14 protein-coding genes are annotated in these 17,089 nt (G+C 55.2%); 13 read left to right on the top strand and 1 reads right to left on the bottom strand.

The annotated features are described in order from the left end of the window. Nucleotides 1-212 precede the first annotated feature (212 nt). Complete coding sequence (locus ACTQ1N_RS07650) at nt 213-1,238, bottom strand: glutamate ABC transporter substrate-binding protein (RefSeq protein WP_441956184.1); 1,026 nt, start codon at nt 1,236-1,238, stop codon at nt 213-215. A gap of 150 nt (nt 1,239-1,388) precedes the next feature. Here ACTQ1N_RS07650 and cbiB point away from each other — a divergent pair, with 150 nt between their 5' ends. The 13 genes from cbiB (at nt 1,389) to ACTQ1N_RS07715 (ending at nt 16,991) form a co-directional block, all read left to right on the top strand. After that, a complete protein-coding gene (gene cbiB / locus ACTQ1N_RS07655) occupies nt 1,389-2,372 on the top strand; it encodes an adenosylcobinamide-phosphate synthase CbiB (RefSeq protein ID WP_441956186.1) in 984 nt (327 codons plus the stop codon). Between the two features lie 18 nt (nt 2,373-2,390). Continuing rightward, nucleotides 2,391-3,464: a pyridoxal phosphate-dependent aminotransferase gene (locus tag ACTQ1N_RS07660; RefSeq protein WP_441956188.1), complete on the top strand. Its 1,074-nt coding sequence runs from the start codon at nt 2,391-2,393 to the stop codon at nt 3,462-3,464. Nucleotides 3,465-3,604: 140 nt separating this feature from the next. Beyond that, nucleotides 3,605-5,197 carry a cobyric acid synthase gene (locus ACTQ1N_RS07665; RefSeq protein WP_441956190.1) on the top strand — a complete coding sequence of 531 codons (1,593 nt, stop codon included), beginning with the start codon at nt 3,605-3,607 and terminating at the stop codon, nt 5,195-5,197. A 120-nt stretch (nt 5,198-5,317) separates the two neighbouring features. Next, the gene (locus tag ACTQ1N_RS07670; RefSeq protein ID WP_441956192.1) at nt 5,318-6,871 is read left to right on the top strand and encodes an MBOAT family O-acyltransferase; all 1,554 of its coding nucleotides are present in this window, start codon (nt 5,318-5,320) and stop codon (nt 6,869-6,871) included. Between the two features lie 75 nt (nt 6,872-6,946). Then, complete coding sequence (locus ACTQ1N_RS07675; RefSeq protein WP_441956194.1) at nt 6,947-8,194, top strand: hypothetical protein; 1,248 nt, start codon at nt 6,947-6,949, stop codon at nt 8,192-8,194. Nucleotides 8,195-8,246: 52 nt separating this feature from the next. After that, on the top strand, nt 8,247-9,884 hold the full coding sequence (locus ACTQ1N_RS07680) for an amino acid adenylation domain-containing protein (protein ID WP_441956196.1): 1,638 nt from the start codon (nt 8,247-8,249) through the stop codon (nt 9,882-9,884). Further along, nucleotides 9,881-11,083: an alanine racemase gene (locus ACTQ1N_RS07685; protein WP_441956198.1), complete on the top strand. Its 1,203-nt coding sequence runs from the start codon at nt 9,881-9,883 to the stop codon at nt 11,081-11,083. The genes ACTQ1N_RS07680 and ACTQ1N_RS07685 overlap by 4 nt, the downstream gene beginning before the upstream one ends. 31 nt (nt 11,084-11,114) lie before the next feature. Continuing rightward, nucleotides 11,115-11,339, top strand: coding sequence for an acyl carrier protein (locus ACTQ1N_RS07690; RefSeq protein WP_441956200.1), 225 nt, complete (start codon nt 11,115-11,117; stop codon nt 11,337-11,339). Nucleotides 11,340-11,417: 78 nt separating this feature from the next. After that, a complete protein-coding gene (locus tag ACTQ1N_RS07695; RefSeq protein WP_441956201.1) occupies nt 11,418-12,125 on the top strand; it encodes a response regulator transcription factor in 708 nt (235 codons plus the stop codon). Beyond that, nucleotides 12,122-13,576 carry a sensor histidine kinase gene (locus ACTQ1N_RS07700; RefSeq protein WP_441956203.1) on the top strand — a complete coding sequence of 485 codons (1,455 nt, stop codon included), beginning with the start codon at nt 12,122-12,124 and terminating at the stop codon, nt 13,574-13,576. Before ACTQ1N_RS07695 ends, ACTQ1N_RS07700 begins: the two co-directional genes overlap by 4 nt. 167 nt (nt 13,577-13,743) lie before the next feature. After that, on the top strand, nt 13,744-13,962 hold the full coding sequence (locus ACTQ1N_RS07705) for a PspC domain-containing protein (RefSeq protein ID WP_441956205.1): 219 nt from the start codon (nt 13,744-13,746) through the stop codon (nt 13,960-13,962). Nucleotides 13,963-14,229: 267 nt separating this feature from the next. After that, entirely contained in the window at nt 14,230-15,522 is a 1,293-nt protein-coding gene (locus tag ACTQ1N_RS07710; RefSeq protein ID WP_441956207.1) for a THUMP domain-containing class I SAM-dependent RNA methyltransferase, read from the top strand. Beyond that, on the top strand, nt 15,519-16,991 hold the full coding sequence (locus tag ACTQ1N_RS07715) for a lectin like domain-containing protein (RefSeq protein WP_441956209.1): 1,473 nt from the start codon (nt 15,519-15,521) through the stop codon (nt 16,989-16,991). The genes ACTQ1N_RS07710 and ACTQ1N_RS07715 overlap by 4 nt, the downstream gene beginning before the upstream one ends. Nucleotides 16,992-17,089 lie beyond the last annotated feature (98 nt).

Raw genomic sequence — 17,089 nt, forward strand, 5'->3', positions numbered from 1 at the left:
CATGAGTCTGGCTCACGGACAGCCTTTTCGCGTGTTCCTGCAGCAACTACTGTCAGGAACAGATTATAAACGATTTGAAACATGCATGGAAGCGGCCTCGCGTGATTTTTCTGAGAGACAGCCGCCCGCATTGCGCATTGCTTTTACAGCGGTGTCTGCGATTTGCCGCTGCATCCTGTCGTCGTTCAGAGGGAGCCGCTGACATGCAGCTCTCAGGCTTCTGTTTCAGCAGCCTCTGTGCCGGCAGCCTCGGTTTCCGCAGCCGCATCGCCGATCACCGGAGCCTTCGGTACGGTCGTGATACCGGTTCTGTCGCCGAGCGAGACCTTCCAGAGGTCAGACCAGATGCCGTCATCCTCGATGGTTTTGAGGAAGGTGTTGACGAACTGGACACCGTCTGAATCCTTCGGAAGACCGATACCGTAGTTGTCCTCAGGGCCAAAGGTATCGCCCGCAACCTGGTACTTGTCCGGATTCTTGACAATCGCGTTCAGAATCAATGTGTAGTCCGTGACGTATGCGTCGACTCTGCCCTGCTCAAGAGCGGTTCTGGCCTCGATATCATTCTCAAACTCCTGTACGGTTGCATCCGGCGCATACTGGGCAAGGATATCCGGACCTGTGGATCCCGCCTGCGTTGCGACAGTCTTTCCGGACAGATCTTCCACGCTCTTGATATCGGTGTTGCCTTCCTTTACAAGAATGGCCTGCTGTGAAGTATAGTACGGACCTGCGAAGGAGATCACCTTTTCTCTGTCAGGGGTGATGGAGTAGGTGGCGAAGACAGCATCCACCTGGTCGCTCGTCAGGACGGACTCTCTTGTGCTGGAATCCACCTGCGTCAGCTCATATTTGGAAGAATCTCCCAGAATGTACTTCGCCAGAAGCTGGTACAGACCGGCATCAAAGCCGCGAACCTGGTTGTCCGTCTCGTCAAGCTGGCTGAACAGGAAGGAAGTTCTGGTCCCGCCGACTCTGAGTACTCCATTCTTCTTTACGGCAGAAGCCCACTCGCTGGAAGCGATTTCATCATCAGAAGCAGTCGGGCCGGACTGGATCAGCTTGTCAAATGCATCCTTGTCGATCGCGACAGCGTTCTTGGTATCGTCTGCAGCCGGCGCGGCAGCCTCAGTTGTATTTTCGGTTTCAGCCGAGCTTCCGAATGCGGTGAATGCAGAAAGGGACAATGCAGCAGCGGCCAGGACACTGACCAGCTTTTTATTGATTGATTTTCTCATCCTTTATATCCTCCTCTTCAATCAAATGCTATATTTCAGATATGCGATATCATAATTGAGAGTCAGTAAATTGTAAAGTGGTTTTTTTCTAGATTTGGATATAAACTTTTCCTATGACATGCTTATAGCTGGGAGGGAGAGGACAACATCATGGTCACAGATGGCGCGACACAGACAACGCTGGCAATTCTGGCAGGCTGCGGCCTGGACCTGCTTCTGGGAGACCCGCATGGGATCTATCATCCGGTACGGCTGATCGGGCTTCTGATCCGCGGCCTTGAGCGCGGTCTCCGCTCAGTGCTGCCCCGCGGGAAGGAGGGGGAACGGATTGCCGGATTCTTTCTGGCTGTGCTGGTGCCATCGGTGACGGGAGCCGTCTGCTGGCTGCTGCTTTTTCTGGCCGCCCGGGCAGGGACAGTCGTACGTTTCCTGGTGATGACACTGATGTGCTACAGCCTGCTGGCCGGACGTGCGCTGTCGGATGAGTCGATGAAGGTGTACCGGAAGCTGAAGAAGGGAGATCTGCAGGGCGCGCGGGAGGCTGTATCGATGATTGTCGGCCGGGATACACGGGCGCTGACGGCAGAGGGAGTCACGAAGGCGGCGGTCGAGACAGTGGCGGAAAACACATCTGACGGTGTGGTCGCGCCCCTGGTGTTTCTTGCAATCGGAGGGCCTGCTGCCGGGTGGATGTACAAGGCAGTCAATACGATGGATTCGATGGTGGGTTACCGGAATGACCGGTACCGGTACTTCGGGACAGCGGCCGCGAGACTGGATGACGTACTGAACTTTTTACCGTCAAGATTATCCGGAATCTTCATGGTTGTATGTGCAAATGCAGCCGGGCTCGACAGCCGCAATGCCTGGCGGATCTTCAGAAGAGACCGAAACCGGCATGCCAGTCCGAACTCTGCCCAGACAGAAGCCGCAATGGCCGGCGCACTCCGGATTCAGCTGGCAGGGGATGCCAGCTATTTCGGAAAGATCGTGAAAAAGCCGACTCTGGGGGACCCGAGCCGAATGATTGAGGCTGAGGATATCCGGCGTGCAAACAGACTGATGTTTCTTTCCGTTTTGCCTGTTGTCGTAGTATTATTAGGAATAAGGACATGGATCCTGCAGGTCATATAGAACCAGGAGGAAGCGTTCATGCAGTCACAGGTTCACGGCGGAGATATTTACTCTGCAGAATACGCGAATGACTTTTCGATCAGTACCTCGCCGCTCGGGATGCCTGACGGCGTAAGAAAGGCTTACATCGAATCGGTGAATACGCTCTCGCAGTATCCGGATGTCCGGTGCAGGGAACTGCGGGCGGTCATTTCAAAGGAGTTTCTGATCCCGAAGGACTGGATTGTCTGTTCCGCAGGAGCAGCCGAGCTGATCTACGCGGTTGCCAATGCGGTAAGACCGCGGAGCGGGCTGGTCATCGCGCCGTCCTTCTCAGAGTACGAGACTGCGCTCCGGCTTTCCGGCTGCACGGACATTCGATTTTACACCTGCAGGGAGGAAAGCGGCTTTCTGATCGGAGCGGACATTCTCGACTCGATCACAGATGATCTGGATCTCTTTTATCTCTGCAACCCGAACAACCCGACCGGCGTGCTCGTCTCGTTCGAGCTGATGCTGGAGATTGTCGAACGATGCAGGAAGAAACATGTGCTGCTGGTGCTGGACGAGTGCTATGTCGGTCTTTTAAGGTATCCGAAGCAGGTGACGATGCTTCGCCGCCTGGAGGGGAATGAATATCTGTTCATTCTGAATGCATTCACGAAGCTCTACTCGGTGCCGGGGCTCCGGCTCGGGGTCGGCGTTTCATCTGACAGGCCGCTTCTTGAGAAAGTGCGCAGCTGCATGCAGCCGTGGAACGTCTCGTCTGCCGCGCAGGTCTGTGGGATCGCGGCACTGCGGGACAAGGCTTATGTTCACCGGGTACGGGAAACCGTTCAGGAGGAAATGGAGTTTCTGAAGAGTTCATTTGACCGGATCGGGATTACCTGGTACGGATCCAGTTCAAACTTTATGTTCTTTCGCGGACCGGAGGATTTGTTTGACCGCTGTGCGGCGGAGGGCATCCTGATCCGCGACTGCAGCAACTATCGGGGGCTGGAGCCGGGGTATTTCCGTGTTTCTTGCCGGACGCGGCGGGATAATGAGAAGCTGTGCGGGATTCTGGCAGGAATCTATGCGGAGGAGGACTACCGGCTGAGAAAGCAGAAGTGAAAGCAGGAGTGAAAGCAGGAGTGAGAGGGACCTTCTGGCAGGCAGGAAGGATACGTCCGAACACCGGTCTGTCGGAAGGACAGATGGCTCTGAAGGGTGCCCTTAAGAGGAGCGCGGAGCCTGGGACAGGGGGATGAAATTTGGCAAAGGCAATCATGGTACAGGGGACAATGTCGAACGCGGGAAAGAGCCTGATCGCAGCAGCTCTGTGCCGGATATTCCGTCAGGATGGGTATCGCGTGGCGCCTTTCAAGTCCCAGAACATGGCCCTCAATTCCTACATCACGAAGGAGGGACTGGAAATGGGGCGGGCGCAGGTCGTCCAGGCGCAGGCAGCCGGAATTGAGCCGTCCGTCAGCATGAATCCGATCCTGCTCAAGCCGACCGGGGATTCTGTTAGTCAGGTCATCGTCAACGGAGAAGTGCTGGGAAACTTCAGTGCGCAGGATTATTTTGCCATGAAGCAGAGCCTCGTTCCGGAGATTCGGAAAGCCTATCGCCGGCTGGCGGATGACGCAGATATCATGGTCATTGAGGGAGCAGGAAGCCCTGCGGAGATCAACCTGAAGGATCACGACATTGTCAACATGGGTATGGCGCGCCTTGCAGGTGCGCCGGTTCTGCTGGCAGGAGATATTGACCGGGGCGGTGTGTTCGCGCAGCTTTACGGGACGGTGATGCTTCTGGATGAAGAGGAGCGCCGGTATATAAAGGGCCTTGTAATCAACAAATTCAGAGGAGACCGCTCGATTCTGACGCCAGGGCTGAAACAGCTTGAGGGGCTGGCAGGAAAACCTGTGCTCGGGGTCATTCCCTGTCTGAAGATCGACATCGACGACGAGGACAGTCTGTCTGAACGGCTTACAGGGACAGAAGACCCGGCACAGGCCGTGACGGAGAAAACCACTCCGCTGACGTCAGCACACGGCCGGCGCCAGGCGCTGGTGGAGATTGCCGTCATCCGTATGCCGCGCCTTTCAAATTTCACGGATTTTTCGCAGCTTGCCCGTATACCGGGCGTCAGCCTTCGATATGTGGGTTCCGCCAGAGAATTTGGACAGCCGGACATCGTGATTCTTCCAGGCAGCAAGAGTACAATCGCAGATCTGCTGTGGCTGCGGGAGAGTGGACTCGAAGTGCTGGTGAAAAAGGCGGCAGCGCAGGGCCGCGCCGTGATCGGCATCTGCGGAGGGTATCAGATGCTCGGGGAGACGCTCAGGGACCCGGACGGAGTCGAGACCGGGGAGAGCGGCCTGCCGCGGCTGGTGCGGGGGATCGGCCTTCTTCCGGTCGATACCATCTTTCTCCCGGAAAAGACAAGAACGCAGGTTCACGGTGAGATCTTCAGTCCGGCGAAGGGCTTTGATGCCCTGAAAGGAAGACGGATCGAGGGATATGAGATCCATATGGGCCGCAGCGCCATCCGGGAAGGAAGCAGCGCAGAGCCATTTGCCCGTATTCTCACAGCAAGCGGAGAAGACTGCCGGGAGAAGGAGGATGGCTGCACCGTGGGAACCGTCTGCGGCACCTACGTTCATGGCATCTTCGATGCCGGCGATCTTGCATGGAGGCTGGCAGAGTCAGCGGCGGAGAAAAAAGGACTGCGGCTGACGGAGGGGGCGGTTCTGAGCCAGGAAGCCTTCCGGGAGCGTCAGTACGATCTTCTGGCGGCGGCGGTCAGGCAGAATCTGGATATGGAAGCTGTGTACAGGATACTGGAGGAGGGGATCTGAGACTGACGCCTGTCATCCTGCTGAGAAAACGATGTTTGTTGCAGGTTTGTGGCAAAACGTTCTAGGATAATTCAATTCTCCCATGGTATAGTAAGAAAAAATTTAAAGGCTTGGACTTGCATGAACATTACGACACTTATCTTTATGATCTTCCTGATTGCTGGGCTCCTGATCTATTATCTTATACCCAGCCGTTTTCAATGGCAGTGCCTGCTGGGGCTGTCCTTCGTTTTCCTCTGGGCGGCTGACTGGCGGAATCTTCTGTTCGTTGGATATGTCGCAGCGGTCTCCTATGGATTTGCCATCTATATTGAAAAAATGCTTTCGGAGGCAGACCTTCCGGAGGACAGGGCAGCTCGAAAGAGCGTGAAGGCTGCAAGAGGAAGGAAAGCCAAGCGGGCTGTTCTTCTTGCAATTTTTCTGCTGATTCTCATCCTGGCGCTGTCCAAGTATGTGCCGGCAGCCCTTCATCTGAATCTGACCAGGGTGAATGAGACACTTCAGAGCCACTGGCGCTTCCTGAAACTCATCGTTCCGTTCGGTCTGTCGTATTACCTTCTGATGGCGATCTCCTATCTGCTTGATGTCTACTGGCAGCGGGGAAAGGCAGATCATTCCTTTTTTCACCTGGTATTGTTCATCTGTTATTTTCCGCAGCTGACGCAGGGACCCATCGGGACCTATGGACAGATGAAGGGAGAACTCTTTAAAGATCACGGGGAAGCCTGGGAAAATATCAAGGCGGGTCTTCCGCTGATGCTCTGGGGCTTTTTCAAGAAGATGGTGATCGCAGACCGGACGGCCGTTTTCGTCGGCCGGGCAAATTCAGGCACTCAGTACGGGCTTAATGTTCTGATCTGCCTGGTGCTGTACGGCATCCAGCTGTACTGCGATTTCTCAGGCGGAATCGATGTCGTCAGGGGCGTTTCGGAGTGCTTTGGCGTGCGGCTTGGCGAAAACTTCAGGCAGCCATATTTCTCAAAGGACCTGGGTGAATTCTGGAGAAGGTGGCACATCAGCCTGGGAGCGTTCATGAAGAACTATATTTTCTTCCCGCTGGCGATGTGGAAGCCGCTCAAGCTTCTGAAGAAGCAGCTCAGAAAGCATATGTCCATGAAGATGGCCAGCAAGGTCATCGTGGCGATCGGAGATCTGATTGTTTTCCTGATCGTCGGGATCTGGCATGGTGCCGGATCCAAGTATGCCGGCTGGGGAATCTATAATGGCGCCATTCTTGCCTTCAGTGCTGTGATGGAGGATGTCTACCGGTCATGGAAGAACGATCTCCACATCAATGAGCAGTCAGGCCGCTGGCAGACGTTTCGCCTTGTGCGGACGCTGGTGATTGTGACAATCGGGTGGGTTTTTGACTGCGCTGATACAGCGGCAGGGGCAGTCCGGATGTTTTTCCGGATGTTTCTGCTGAACCGGACAAGCCTGAGCAGAATTTTTACGACGAAGGTTGAGACGCTTTTCTATCTTCCGATTCTTTTTCTGGCCTGCATGATCCTTCTGTGGGTGGACATCCAGCATGAGAAAGGGATTTCTCTGAGGCAGGCCATCGCTGCAAAGCCGTTCTGGAGACAGGCTGCGATCTGGACAGCTTTGTTCCAGGCGATCCTTCTTGTTGGAAGGACAGTCGGAGCCGGCGGGTTCATGTATGCGAACTTTTAAGGTATGCACCGGGATGGAGGATCCTCCGATGGCCGGTACCACCCAACCCGCAGATGGAGCACAGTGAAAGTGAACATGAATAAAAGACATACAGAGCAGAACAGACGAAAGGAAAAGCAGAGGAAGGAAAGGTGGGAACCGCAGACAAGGCTTGGAAAGGCGGGTTGCCTGATTGCCGTGAACATCGCGTGGATCCTGTTTTTCTCCTTCATTCTGACACAGCCCTCGATTCTCAAGGCAGAGCTTCGGGAGGTTCAGGGGAAGACAAACTATGACACGATTGTCGTCGGGGATTCCCATGGGGAGACGGCGGTCGATCCCGCAGTGCTGGACAAGGAACTCGGGACGACCTCCTTCAATTGCTCCCGCCGGATCATGCCGGTCAAGGATATCTACTACCTTATGAGGGAGGTCTGCTACCATAACCAGCCGAAGACCATTCTCTATGAGATTGACCCAACCTACTGGCGGATACCGGGTATCTCGCTTGGCAACGACACCAGCATCTTTTTTGCGGGAAGCGATCCCAAAAACCGACTGGATTACTTTTTCAATGAGATGCTGACGCAGCCGTTTCCAAATTTTATCGCGGACTACCGCCTGGCGCCGCGCAATGCCAGTCAGATCCTGGGAACGGTCTATGTTCGTCTGAGACCGTCCTACTGGCGACATGGCGAGGAGACCATCCCGATGATCATGAAGGCACTGTACCTGGGTGCCAACTATGAGTACAAGGGAAGGGGATTTCGGTACGGACATTCCTATTCTCTTCATATGGACACGCTGTACAAGCCTGTAAAGTTCAAGGTGAGCAAGATCGTGCCGGAGAACATCGAATATTTCCACAAGATGGCGGAATTCTGCAAGTCGAAGGGAATCCGGCTGGTATGCTTTTACTCGGCACTGCCTCCATACAGACTGCTCCGTGAGAATGAGAATGCCGCCAATAAGTACTACACGGACCTCTGCAAGAAGGAGGGCGTGGAGTTCTACGACATGAATTATTTGAAGAAGGAGTACCTGGACCGGACGGATATGGATTATGTGGATCTGGACGGGCACATGATGGGAAGACTGGGAGACAGGCAGACCAAAGTGCTGGCAAAGATTCTGAGTTCAGACGATCCTTCATCGATGTTTGTCGATTCCTATGATGTGGTACTGAAGGATCTGCCGAAGGATGAGGCGACAAGCGGAAGCGTGCTGCTGAAGGAGGCGCGCCGATATGAGAAGAAAAAGCGGGAAGAGACCGAAAGAGCACTGGATTCTCCGGAGGTGACGGAGACCTCGTATGCCGATCCGGCAGAGGCAGATACACTGTAGGAGGTCTGGTGAAGAGGACAGGTCAGCTGCGGAGCAAGGAAGGGGATTTCCGATGAAGAATGTACTGGAATATTTGGAACAGACAGCAGGACGCTTCCCTGAGAAGCGGGCTGTGACCGACCCGGAGGGGAGCCTGACCTTTGCCGGGCTTCTGGAAAAGGCAAGGCAGGCAGGAACATACCTGACAAGGTATACGCCGCCCGGACAGCCGGTCGGCATCTATATGAGCAAGTCGAGAGACGCCTATGCGGCGATGCTCGGGATCGTCTATGCCGGCTGCTTCTCTGTCTTTCTCAATACCGAGCAGGGAACGCTTCGGCTGCGGAAGATGGTTGAGACATCCGGACTTTCCATTGTTCTGACGGACAGACCCGGCGAGGCTGCGCAGACATTCTGTCCGGAAGAGGAGGACAGTGCGGGGACGGGCAGTGCCGAATCTGGCGGAATTCAGACCGGGGGTGCTGCGTCCGGATGCGTTCTGAGCAGCGGGAGGAACAGAGTCCGTCTCCAGTTTCTGGACACAGCAAAGGCGTTCTCCACAGAAGCGGACAGTGTGATCCTGGATGCAGTCAGAGCGCGCCAGACGGACACAGATCCGCTTTACTGCAATTTTACCTCCGGTTCGACGGGAACACCGAAGGGCGTCCTGGTCAGCCACAGGAGTGTGATCGACTTCATGAATTATTTTCCGGAGCTGTTCCACATCACGAAGGATGACGTGATCGGCAACCAGGCTCCGTTTGATTTCGACGTATCGGTGAAGGATATTTACTCTTCCCTGAAGACCGGTGCGGAGCTGGTCCTGATTCCGAGAAAGTACTTCACCGTCATTACGAACCTGCTGGATTATCTGGATGAAAAGAGGGTCACGACGCTGACCTGGGCGGTTTCTGCCCTGTGCCTGGTGGTTCAGTTCAGAGGGTTTACCTACAAGGTTCCGTCCTCGATCAGGCGGGTTTTATTCTCGGGAGAGGTGATGCCGGAGCGCTTCCTGAAGGCATGGATGGAGCAGTACCCGGATGCTGAGTTTGTCAACCTGTACGGACCGAGTGAGATTACCTGCAACTGTACCTACTACAGGGTGCCGCGCTCCACAGAAGCTCTGAGCGGAAAGCCCCTTCCGATCGGTGTTCCATTTCCGAATGAGAAGGTTTTTCTGCTGGATGAAAAGGGGCACAGGATCACAGAGAGCGGAAGAAGCGGAGAGATCTGTGTATCAGGAAGCTGCCTGGCGCTCGGTTACCTGAATGCGCCGGAAGCAACCAGAAAGGCCTTCTGCCCGAGCCCGCTGGAGACAAGGTTCCCTGAGCAGATGTACAGGACGGGGGATCTGGGGTATTACAGGGAAGACGGGCAGCTCTGCTTCTCGGGGAGAGCCGATTTCCAGATCAAGCTGTTCGGCCACCGGATTGAGCTGGAGGAGGTGGAGGGCGCACTCAATACGGCCCATGGTGTCGAGCGCGGCTTCTGTGTATTCAACCGGGAGAAGAACAGGCTGGAGGCCTGCTACTGCGGACAGGCAGAGCCAAGAGCGCTCAAGGGAGAGCTTCTGAAGCTTCTTCCGCAGTACATGGTTCCGTCAAGGTTCCATCATGTTCAGGAGATCCCGCTGACAGATCACGGGAAAATGGATCGTAAGAGGGTGCTCGCGCAGCTTGGCGAGGGTACGAAGGAGGAACATACGGCATGACACTGACAGCGGAGAGAATTTCAGAAGCGCTTAGGACAGCCCGGACACCCTTCTATATCTTTGATACAGATGAGGCGGCGGATGAGATCAGACGAATGCATGAGATGCTTCCGGAGCGGGTGAAGGTCTGCTTCTCGATCAAGGCCAATCCGTATCTGACGGAGGCGCTTGGAAAAGCGGCTGACTATGTGGAAGCCTGTTCGTTTGGAGAGCTGCGGATCTGCGAGCGGAAAAAGGTCCCGGAGGACAAGATTGTGCTGTCCGGCGTCAACAAGGGAAAGGATGATCTGCTTGCCGCCCTGAAGCGGCATGGAAGCCGGATCACCTACACGGCGGAATCTCTGACGCAGTGGGAGATCCTGGAACAGTTTGCGGAGCAGACCGGAGAGGAGATCCGTGTGATGCCAAGGCTCACGGACGGCAGCCAGTTCGGAATGGACAGAAGCGAGATCGAGGAGATTCTCGCCGGAAAGCATGGAAGAAGCGTCCGGGTCTGTGGGATTCATTACTTCTCCGGAACACAGAAGAAGAACATCGGGCGCACGACCGAAGAACTGGATATGATTGACAGCTGTCTGCAGGACTGGAAGGCTGCATATGGGTTTGAACCGGAGCGCCTCGAGTTTGGAAGCGGTATGGCGGTCGACTATTTCTCGGATGAGGAAACCATGAGAAGCCGGGAGAGAAAGGATCTTGAAGCGCTTTCGGAAAAACTGCAGGCGATGGCGTATCAGGGGAAGGTCACGCTTGAATTCGGAAGACGAATTGCGGCAACCAGCGGGACATACGTGACGACGGTCGCAGATGTCAAACGCAGGGGAGCGCACCGGTTTGCGATCGTGGACGGTGGCATCCACCAGGTGAGCTGGTACGGTCAGATGATGGGCATGAAGGTCCCGCCCGTCTACTGCCTGGAGAAGCCGGAGAGGAAGCAGGAGTGGTCGGTGTTCGGCTCGCTCTGCTCGATGAACGATGTGCTGCTCAGAAGTGCGCAGTTCGGCGAGCTGAATATCGGTGATCATCTTGTATTCGGGCGCTGCGGGGCGTATGCTCCTACTGAAGGAATGCTGACTTTCTTGAGCAGGGACCTGCCCGGCATATGGACATGGTCTGAGAAGGAAGGGCTCCGCAAGCTGCGCGGGATTCTCCCGACTGACGGGTTGAACTGCGGTGCGGCCGAACTGAAAGATATTGAATGACATTGAATGACGATTATGAAGGAGGAACATCATGGAGAAACTGCTGGCAATTCTGAAAGATATCGATCCTGACATTGACTACGAGAACGAGAAGCATCTGATTGACGACGGACTGCTTGATTCTATGCAGGTGCTGGAGCTTGTATCCACGCTGGAGGATGAATTTGACATCGAAGTGACGCCGACCGAACTTGTTCCGGCGAACTTCAATTCTGCAGACAGCATGTGGAAGATGATCGAGCGCCTGCAGAACTGAGCGCAGACTTGCAGGGCCGGGGAGGTCTGCCGTTATTCTTTCACAAAGAGACAGGCTTCGGGAACAGGAGGGCGGATCGTGGCAGAGGAAGACCGGAAGGTGATCTATGCGGCGGATGATGAGGAAAACATCCGGACACTGATTGACACATATCTGACGCAGGCAGGGTTCGACGTCCGGACATTCTCAGACGGGGACAGTCTGTTTGCGCAGTTCCAGAAACAGCGCTGCGACCTCGTGGTCCTTGACATCATGATGCCGGGGACAGACGGACTGACGATCTGCAGGAAAATCCGGGGGCTTTCGAAGGTGCCGATTGTCATCCTGACAGCCAGGGAGAGCGAGCTGGACTATATCACCGGGCTTTCCATGGGCGGGGACGACTATATCATCAAGCCGTTCCGGCCATCGATCTTTGTCATGAGGGTGCGTGCACTTCTGCGCCGCGTTGACATGGAACGCCAGTCCCAAAAGGGAGAAAAACCACTTTCGTTCGGGGATGTCACGCTGGATGAAAGCAGCCAGCTCGTCCTGGTCAATGGCCGGGACGCGGGGCTGACGATTACGGAGCGTGCGCTGATCCGATATCTGATTGAAAACAGCGACAGGGCACTGTCAAGGGAAAAGCTGCTCCGGGATGTCTGGGGGATCGGACCGGACATCGAGACAAGAGTGGCAGATGAGACCGTCCGGCGTGTGCGGAAGAAACTGAGCGCAGCCGGTTCCAGGGTCCGGATCAATGCGATCTGGGGCTACGGGTACCGGCTGGGAGAAGGAGACACATGAAGAATCGTCCTGCTGGAGACATATCAAATCGCAGGAAATCAATCTATCAGCATGCCAGCCGTCATCTTGGAAAGAGAACGGTCCGGATTGCGTATATGTCGACGGGGATTCTGGCGGTGTTTTTCATCGTGATCCTCGTCGTTTTTCATCTGCTGATGAGCCGGAATATTCGTGAGAGCTCAATCAGAGCGTTGAAGGAGCTGGAGCAGACCTACTCTTTTGAGAATCTGTACGCCGGATCAGAGACAGAGAGCGAGAGCACCGGTAAAGCGGGGACGGAGACGGAAGCATTATCGGATGCTGCCCAGGTCTTTGCAGCAATGCCGGACACATCTGCTGCGGAGGATGAGTCCGGAACAGCCGGGCAGGGGGAAATAACGGAAACGGAAAGTACGGAGGAATCCTCGGGTTCGACGCCCCTGCTGCCTTCGTCTGGCTATGAGAGTGACGATGAAGGGTTTAACGTTGCAGTCAGTATCCTGGTGGATCAGCAGTACCGGACAGAGTTCTATGTGACGGAGAATGAAAAAAAGCTTGCTGAGTGGTGCAGGATACATCCATTTCCGGATGGGAACATCCGGGAAATAGCCGTAGGAAAGAAGAACTACTATGTTCTGAAGATGCAGGATCATTATCTGTCCATCGATGGAAGGTATAAATGGATTCTGTACGTCGACATTACATCCCAGCTTCGTCTGGTCCATCTGGTTGAGCGGGCCGAGCTGCTGGTCATGATCATCTGTGCTGTGATCTCGATTTTCCTGGGAGCCCGGATGGGAATCAGCCTGGAGCTGGAGCAGGAAAAGCAGAAGCAGTTTTTTGAGAATGCATCTCACGAGCTGAAGACACCACTGATGTCAATCCAGGGCTACGCGGAGGGAATCGGGAGCGGGGTCATCGATGATCCGAAAAAAGCATCCCGGGTCATTCTTTCTGAGACAGACAAGATGCGGGACCTGGTGGAGGAGATTCTGGCCTTGTCCAGGCTGGAAAGCAGCCAGACAAAGCTGCACATGGAGAGTGTGATGCTGCCGGACGTCATCAATGACTGTCTGATGGCGCTTGAATATGAAATCAGAAAGCGCGGCCTGGATGTATCGATGAATCTTGAACAGATTAAGATACAGGCGGATCCGGACCAGCTCGGGCGGGTCGTGATGAATCTGATCTCGAATGCTGTGAAGTATGCGGAGAGCCGCATCGACATCTCCTGCGGGAAAAATTTTCTCAGGATTGTCAACGATGGGCCTTTGCTGGACGAAGAGGAGAAGCGGCACATTTTTGACCGGTTCTACATCGGAAAGCGGGGCGGGACGGGGATTGGCCTGGCGCTTGTCCAAGAGATTGTGGCGCGGCATGGATGGAGGATTCGGGTGGATAATACGGCCCGGGGGATCGCGTTTACGATTACATTCGGGCGGGGGTTCAGGCAGCTGGCCGGCTGTTCCTGAAAGGACACGCCATCCGTGCGTTTCCCGCAACATGATCGGATTCGCTTCGCACAGGAGCGGTATTTTGTAGTATGATGTCAGCAACATCGAAGGCCGGCAGACCGTAAAGAAACGCTGCCAGGCCGGCGGATAAGGGAAGAGTCCTGTCAAGAGAGGAGAGAAAAGATATGAAAAAACTGCGCAGATCTTCAAGGGATAACAAAATCTGTGGTGTCTGCGGCGGGATCGCCGAGTACTTTGGCGTAGACGCAACCATTGTCCGGATCCTGTTCGTACTGTTCACACTGGCTGGCGGCTCCGGCATTCTGCTTTACATTGCCATGGCCATTATCATGCCGAAGCCGGAGGACGAAAAAGAAAAAGAGGATGAGAAGAACGAAAGCTGAGGGGGCTGTGTAAAGCGCGCCGCGGAAGGGGAATGGCGTGAAACAGCGTCCGGGAACGTCGAGGCCAAGAGGTGAGACAGCGTCCGGGAACGTCAAAGACAAGAGAAAAGCCGGCAGGGGAGCTGCCGGCTTTTCAAGGGGAGTATAAATAATTAATAAGGGGTTTGTAAAAGAACCATTAAGGGTAGTCCTTTTACCGCTTCATTATAGTATGTGATGTTTAAAAAAGCAACCCCCAATCAAAAATCCTGTGGAAAAGAGAGTTGAATGGAAAAATATAAACTGATTGCCCCCTGCCATTTCGGATTGGAGGCGGTTCTGAAGAGAGAGATCCAGGATCTGGGATATCCGATCACGCTCGTCGAGGACGGAAGAGTGACGTTCGAAGGAGATGCGGCAGCCATCTGCAGGGCGAACGTATTCCTCCGGACGCCGGAGCGCATTCTTTTGAAAGTCGGAGGGTTTCATGCAGAATCGTTTGAGGACCTGTTCCAGGGAACCAAGGCGATTCCCTGGGAGCAGTACATCCCGAAGGACGGCAGGTTCTGGGTTGCAAAGGCAACCGGAATCAAGTCAAAGCTGTTCTCTCCCAGAGACATTCAGTCTGTTATGAAGAAGGCCATGGTCGACAGGCTTGGCAGTGTGTACGGACTGAGCCATTTCCCTGAGGATGGGGCAGACTATCCGCTCCGCGTGACAATCATGAAGGATGAGGTAACGGTCTGCATGGATACGACGGGCGATTCTCTGCACAAAAGAGGGTACCGCCTTCTGACGGCGAAGGCGCCGATTGCGGAGAACCTTGCGGCTGCTTTGATTATGCTGACCCCATGGAAGGCGGACAGACCGCTTGTTGACCCGTTCTGCGGCTCCGGGACGATCCCGATCGAGGCGGCTATGATGGCAGCCCATATCGCACCCGGGATGAATCGTGATTTCCTGGCGGAGAGCTGGGAGAATCTGATTCCGAAGAAGGCCTGGTACGAGGCGGTCGACGAGGCGAATGATCTGATTGACGATCAGGTACAGACCGATATCCAGGGCTATGACATTGACGGAGAGATTATCCGGGCGGCAAGAGAGAACGCCAGAAACGCCGGCGTGGATCATCTGATTCATTTTCAGGAGCGGCCGGTCAGCGAGCTCCGCCATCCGAAGAAGTACGGCTTCGTGATCACGAACCCGCCATATGGGGAGCGCTTGGAGGAAAAGGCGGCACTTCCGGCGCTGTACAGGCAGATCGGCGAGGCATTCCGCGGGCTTGACAGCTGGTCTGAATATGTGATCACCTCCTATGAGGAAGCGGAACGGTATATCGGACGGAAGGCGGACAGGAACCGAAAGATCTACAATGGAATGATACGGACCTACTACTACCAGTTCATGGGACCGAAGCCTTCCTTCCGCAGCCATACGGGTGGTTCGCCTGAATCTGAGAGGGACAAAGCGGTCCCGGACAGGCAAAGCGTGTCCGCGCAGCAGAGCAGGTCTTCCGGTGGGCATACAGGGCGCCGGTCATCGGAACCCATCAGAAACCCGGGAAAGAGGAAGAAACCGTGAGAAGATCCGGACAGGCAGCGGCGGGGGGTGTGCCGGCGGTTTTTCTGGCGGCAGTGCTTGCTGCCTTTTCTGCGGCCGGCGGGCAGCAGAGAATCACTGAGGATTTCTGCAGCACATCTCCCGGGGCGGAAGAACAGACCGGCGGCCTTTCAGAGAATCTGGATTTCATCCAGCCGGATACGCTGCTCTATGGCAGGCCGGGTGCGGATTTCGGGAAGGGAAGCACAGCCGTCTTTGCGACAGACTTTTCACAGGCCAAAGTCAATGCACCGCTTCCAGAGACATTCAGCTGGGCAGCCTGCGGAAAGAAGCCGACTGTCAGAAACCAGGGTAGTCTGGGAACCTGCTGGGCGCTGACCGCGGCAGAGGCAGTCGAGTCAGCTCTCCTGCCGCAGACGCGCCTTGTTCTGTCAGCGGATCATATTTCCCTTCAGAATGGATTTGACATCGCACAGGATGAGGGCGGCGACTACAGCATGATCATGTCCTACATGGCGGATTTCAAGGGACCTGTCACAGAAGAGGAAGACCCCTACGGGGACGGCAGCTCCCCACAGGGACTTAAGGCGGCGGTCCATGTGGGCGAAATGCGGCTGCTGGAGGGAATGTCTGCCGACCGGATCCGACATATGATATATCGGTTCGGCGCGGTTCAGACGTCTCTGTCGATGGACAGGACGCGGACAGACCAGGGCCGATCTTTCTATTATAATGAGAAAACCTGCAGCTATTACGATCCGGTGACCGAGCTTCTGAATCACGACGTTCTGGTTCTTGGCTGGGATGACACGTATTCGAAGAAACATTTCCGGGTGCAGCCCGCGCATGACGGGGCCTGGATCTGTCAGAACAGCTGGGGAGCTGGTTTCGGGAGGGATGGGATCTTTTATGTCTCCTACGAGGATGCCAATCTGTTTCGAAAGGGAGGCATCGCGTATACGGATGTCAGGACTGCCGATGACGCGGATCATGTGCTTGAGACAGACAGCCTTGGATGGCAGGCGAGGCAGGGATATGGATGTGAGAGTGCCTGGTTTGCCGGCGTTTTTGAGACGGACAGCCCGCAGATGCTTGAGGCGGCCGGCCTCTATGCGGTCGGGCCTGCGACAACCTGGAGAATGGTTCTCGTCGAGAACTTTCAGGGACCCGACAGTCTTTCAGAGGCAGCTGACGGGAAAAACGGCATTTTGCTCGGGTGCGGCTGGATCGAGAACCCAGGGTTTTACACACTTCGGCTGAGGTGGCCGCTGAGTCTGCCCGCCGGGAAGCGGTTTGCGGTTGTTGTCTTTGTCGATACGCCGGGCACCGGAAGACCAGTTGCCGTTGAGACCAGGAAAGACAGGTATACGGACACTGTATCGCTGGATGGAAGGGAGTCTTACATCAGCAGGGACGGGGCGAGCTGGGAGCGGACGCAGACAGCATACAGGACGAATGCCTGTCTGAAGCTGTATACTTCAGATACATGAAGGCGCGCACCAAAGCGGCAGGCATCTGAACTTGTCCGTCAGCAGAGAAACAATACGCGGCGGCAGAGGGCGGAGAACAGAGGGCAGAAGGACGAAGC

The sequence above is a fragment of the Porcincola sp. LCP21S3_C12 genome (genome assembly GCF_052118625.1).
GTDB lineage: Bacteria > Bacillota > Clostridia > Lachnospirales > Lachnospiraceae > Porcincola.

Coding starts and splice junctions, on each gene's coding strand:
- ACTQ1N_RS07650 (WP_441956184.1), bottom strand. CDS start 1,238: ATGAGAAAATCAATCAATAAAAAGCTGGTCAGTGTCCTGGCCGCTGCT.
- cbiB (WP_441956186.1), top strand. CDS start 1,389: ATGGTCACAGATGGCGCGACACAGACAACGCTGGCAATTCTGGCAGGC.
- ACTQ1N_RS07660 (WP_441956188.1), top strand. CDS start 2,391: ATGCAGTCACAGGTTCACGGCGGAGATATTTACTCTGCAGAATACGCG.
- ACTQ1N_RS07670 (WP_441956192.1), top strand. CDS start 5,318: ATGAACATTACGACACTTATCTTTATGATCTTCCTGATTGCTGGGCTC.
- ACTQ1N_RS07675 (WP_441956194.1), top strand. CDS start 6,947: ATGAATAAAAGACATACAGAGCAGAACAGACGAAAGGAAAAGCAGAGG.
- ACTQ1N_RS07680 (WP_441956196.1), top strand. CDS start 8,247: ATGAAGAATGTACTGGAATATTTGGAACAGACAGCAGGACGCTTCCCT.
- ACTQ1N_RS07685 (WP_441956198.1), top strand. CDS start 9,881: ATGACACTGACAGCGGAGAGAATTTCAGAAGCGCTTAGGACAGCCCGG.
- ACTQ1N_RS07690 (WP_441956200.1), top strand. CDS start 11,115: ATGGAGAAACTGCTGGCAATTCTGAAAGATATCGATCCTGACATTGAC.
- ACTQ1N_RS07700 (WP_441956203.1), top strand. CDS start 12,122: ATGAAGAATCGTCCTGCTGGAGACATATCAAATCGCAGGAAATCAATC.
- ACTQ1N_RS07705 (WP_441956205.1), top strand. CDS start 13,744: ATGAAAAAACTGCGCAGATCTTCAAGGGATAACAAAATCTGTGGTGTC.
- ACTQ1N_RS07710 (WP_441956207.1), top strand. CDS start 14,230: ATGGAAAAATATAAACTGATTGCCCCCTGCCATTTCGGATTGGAGGCG.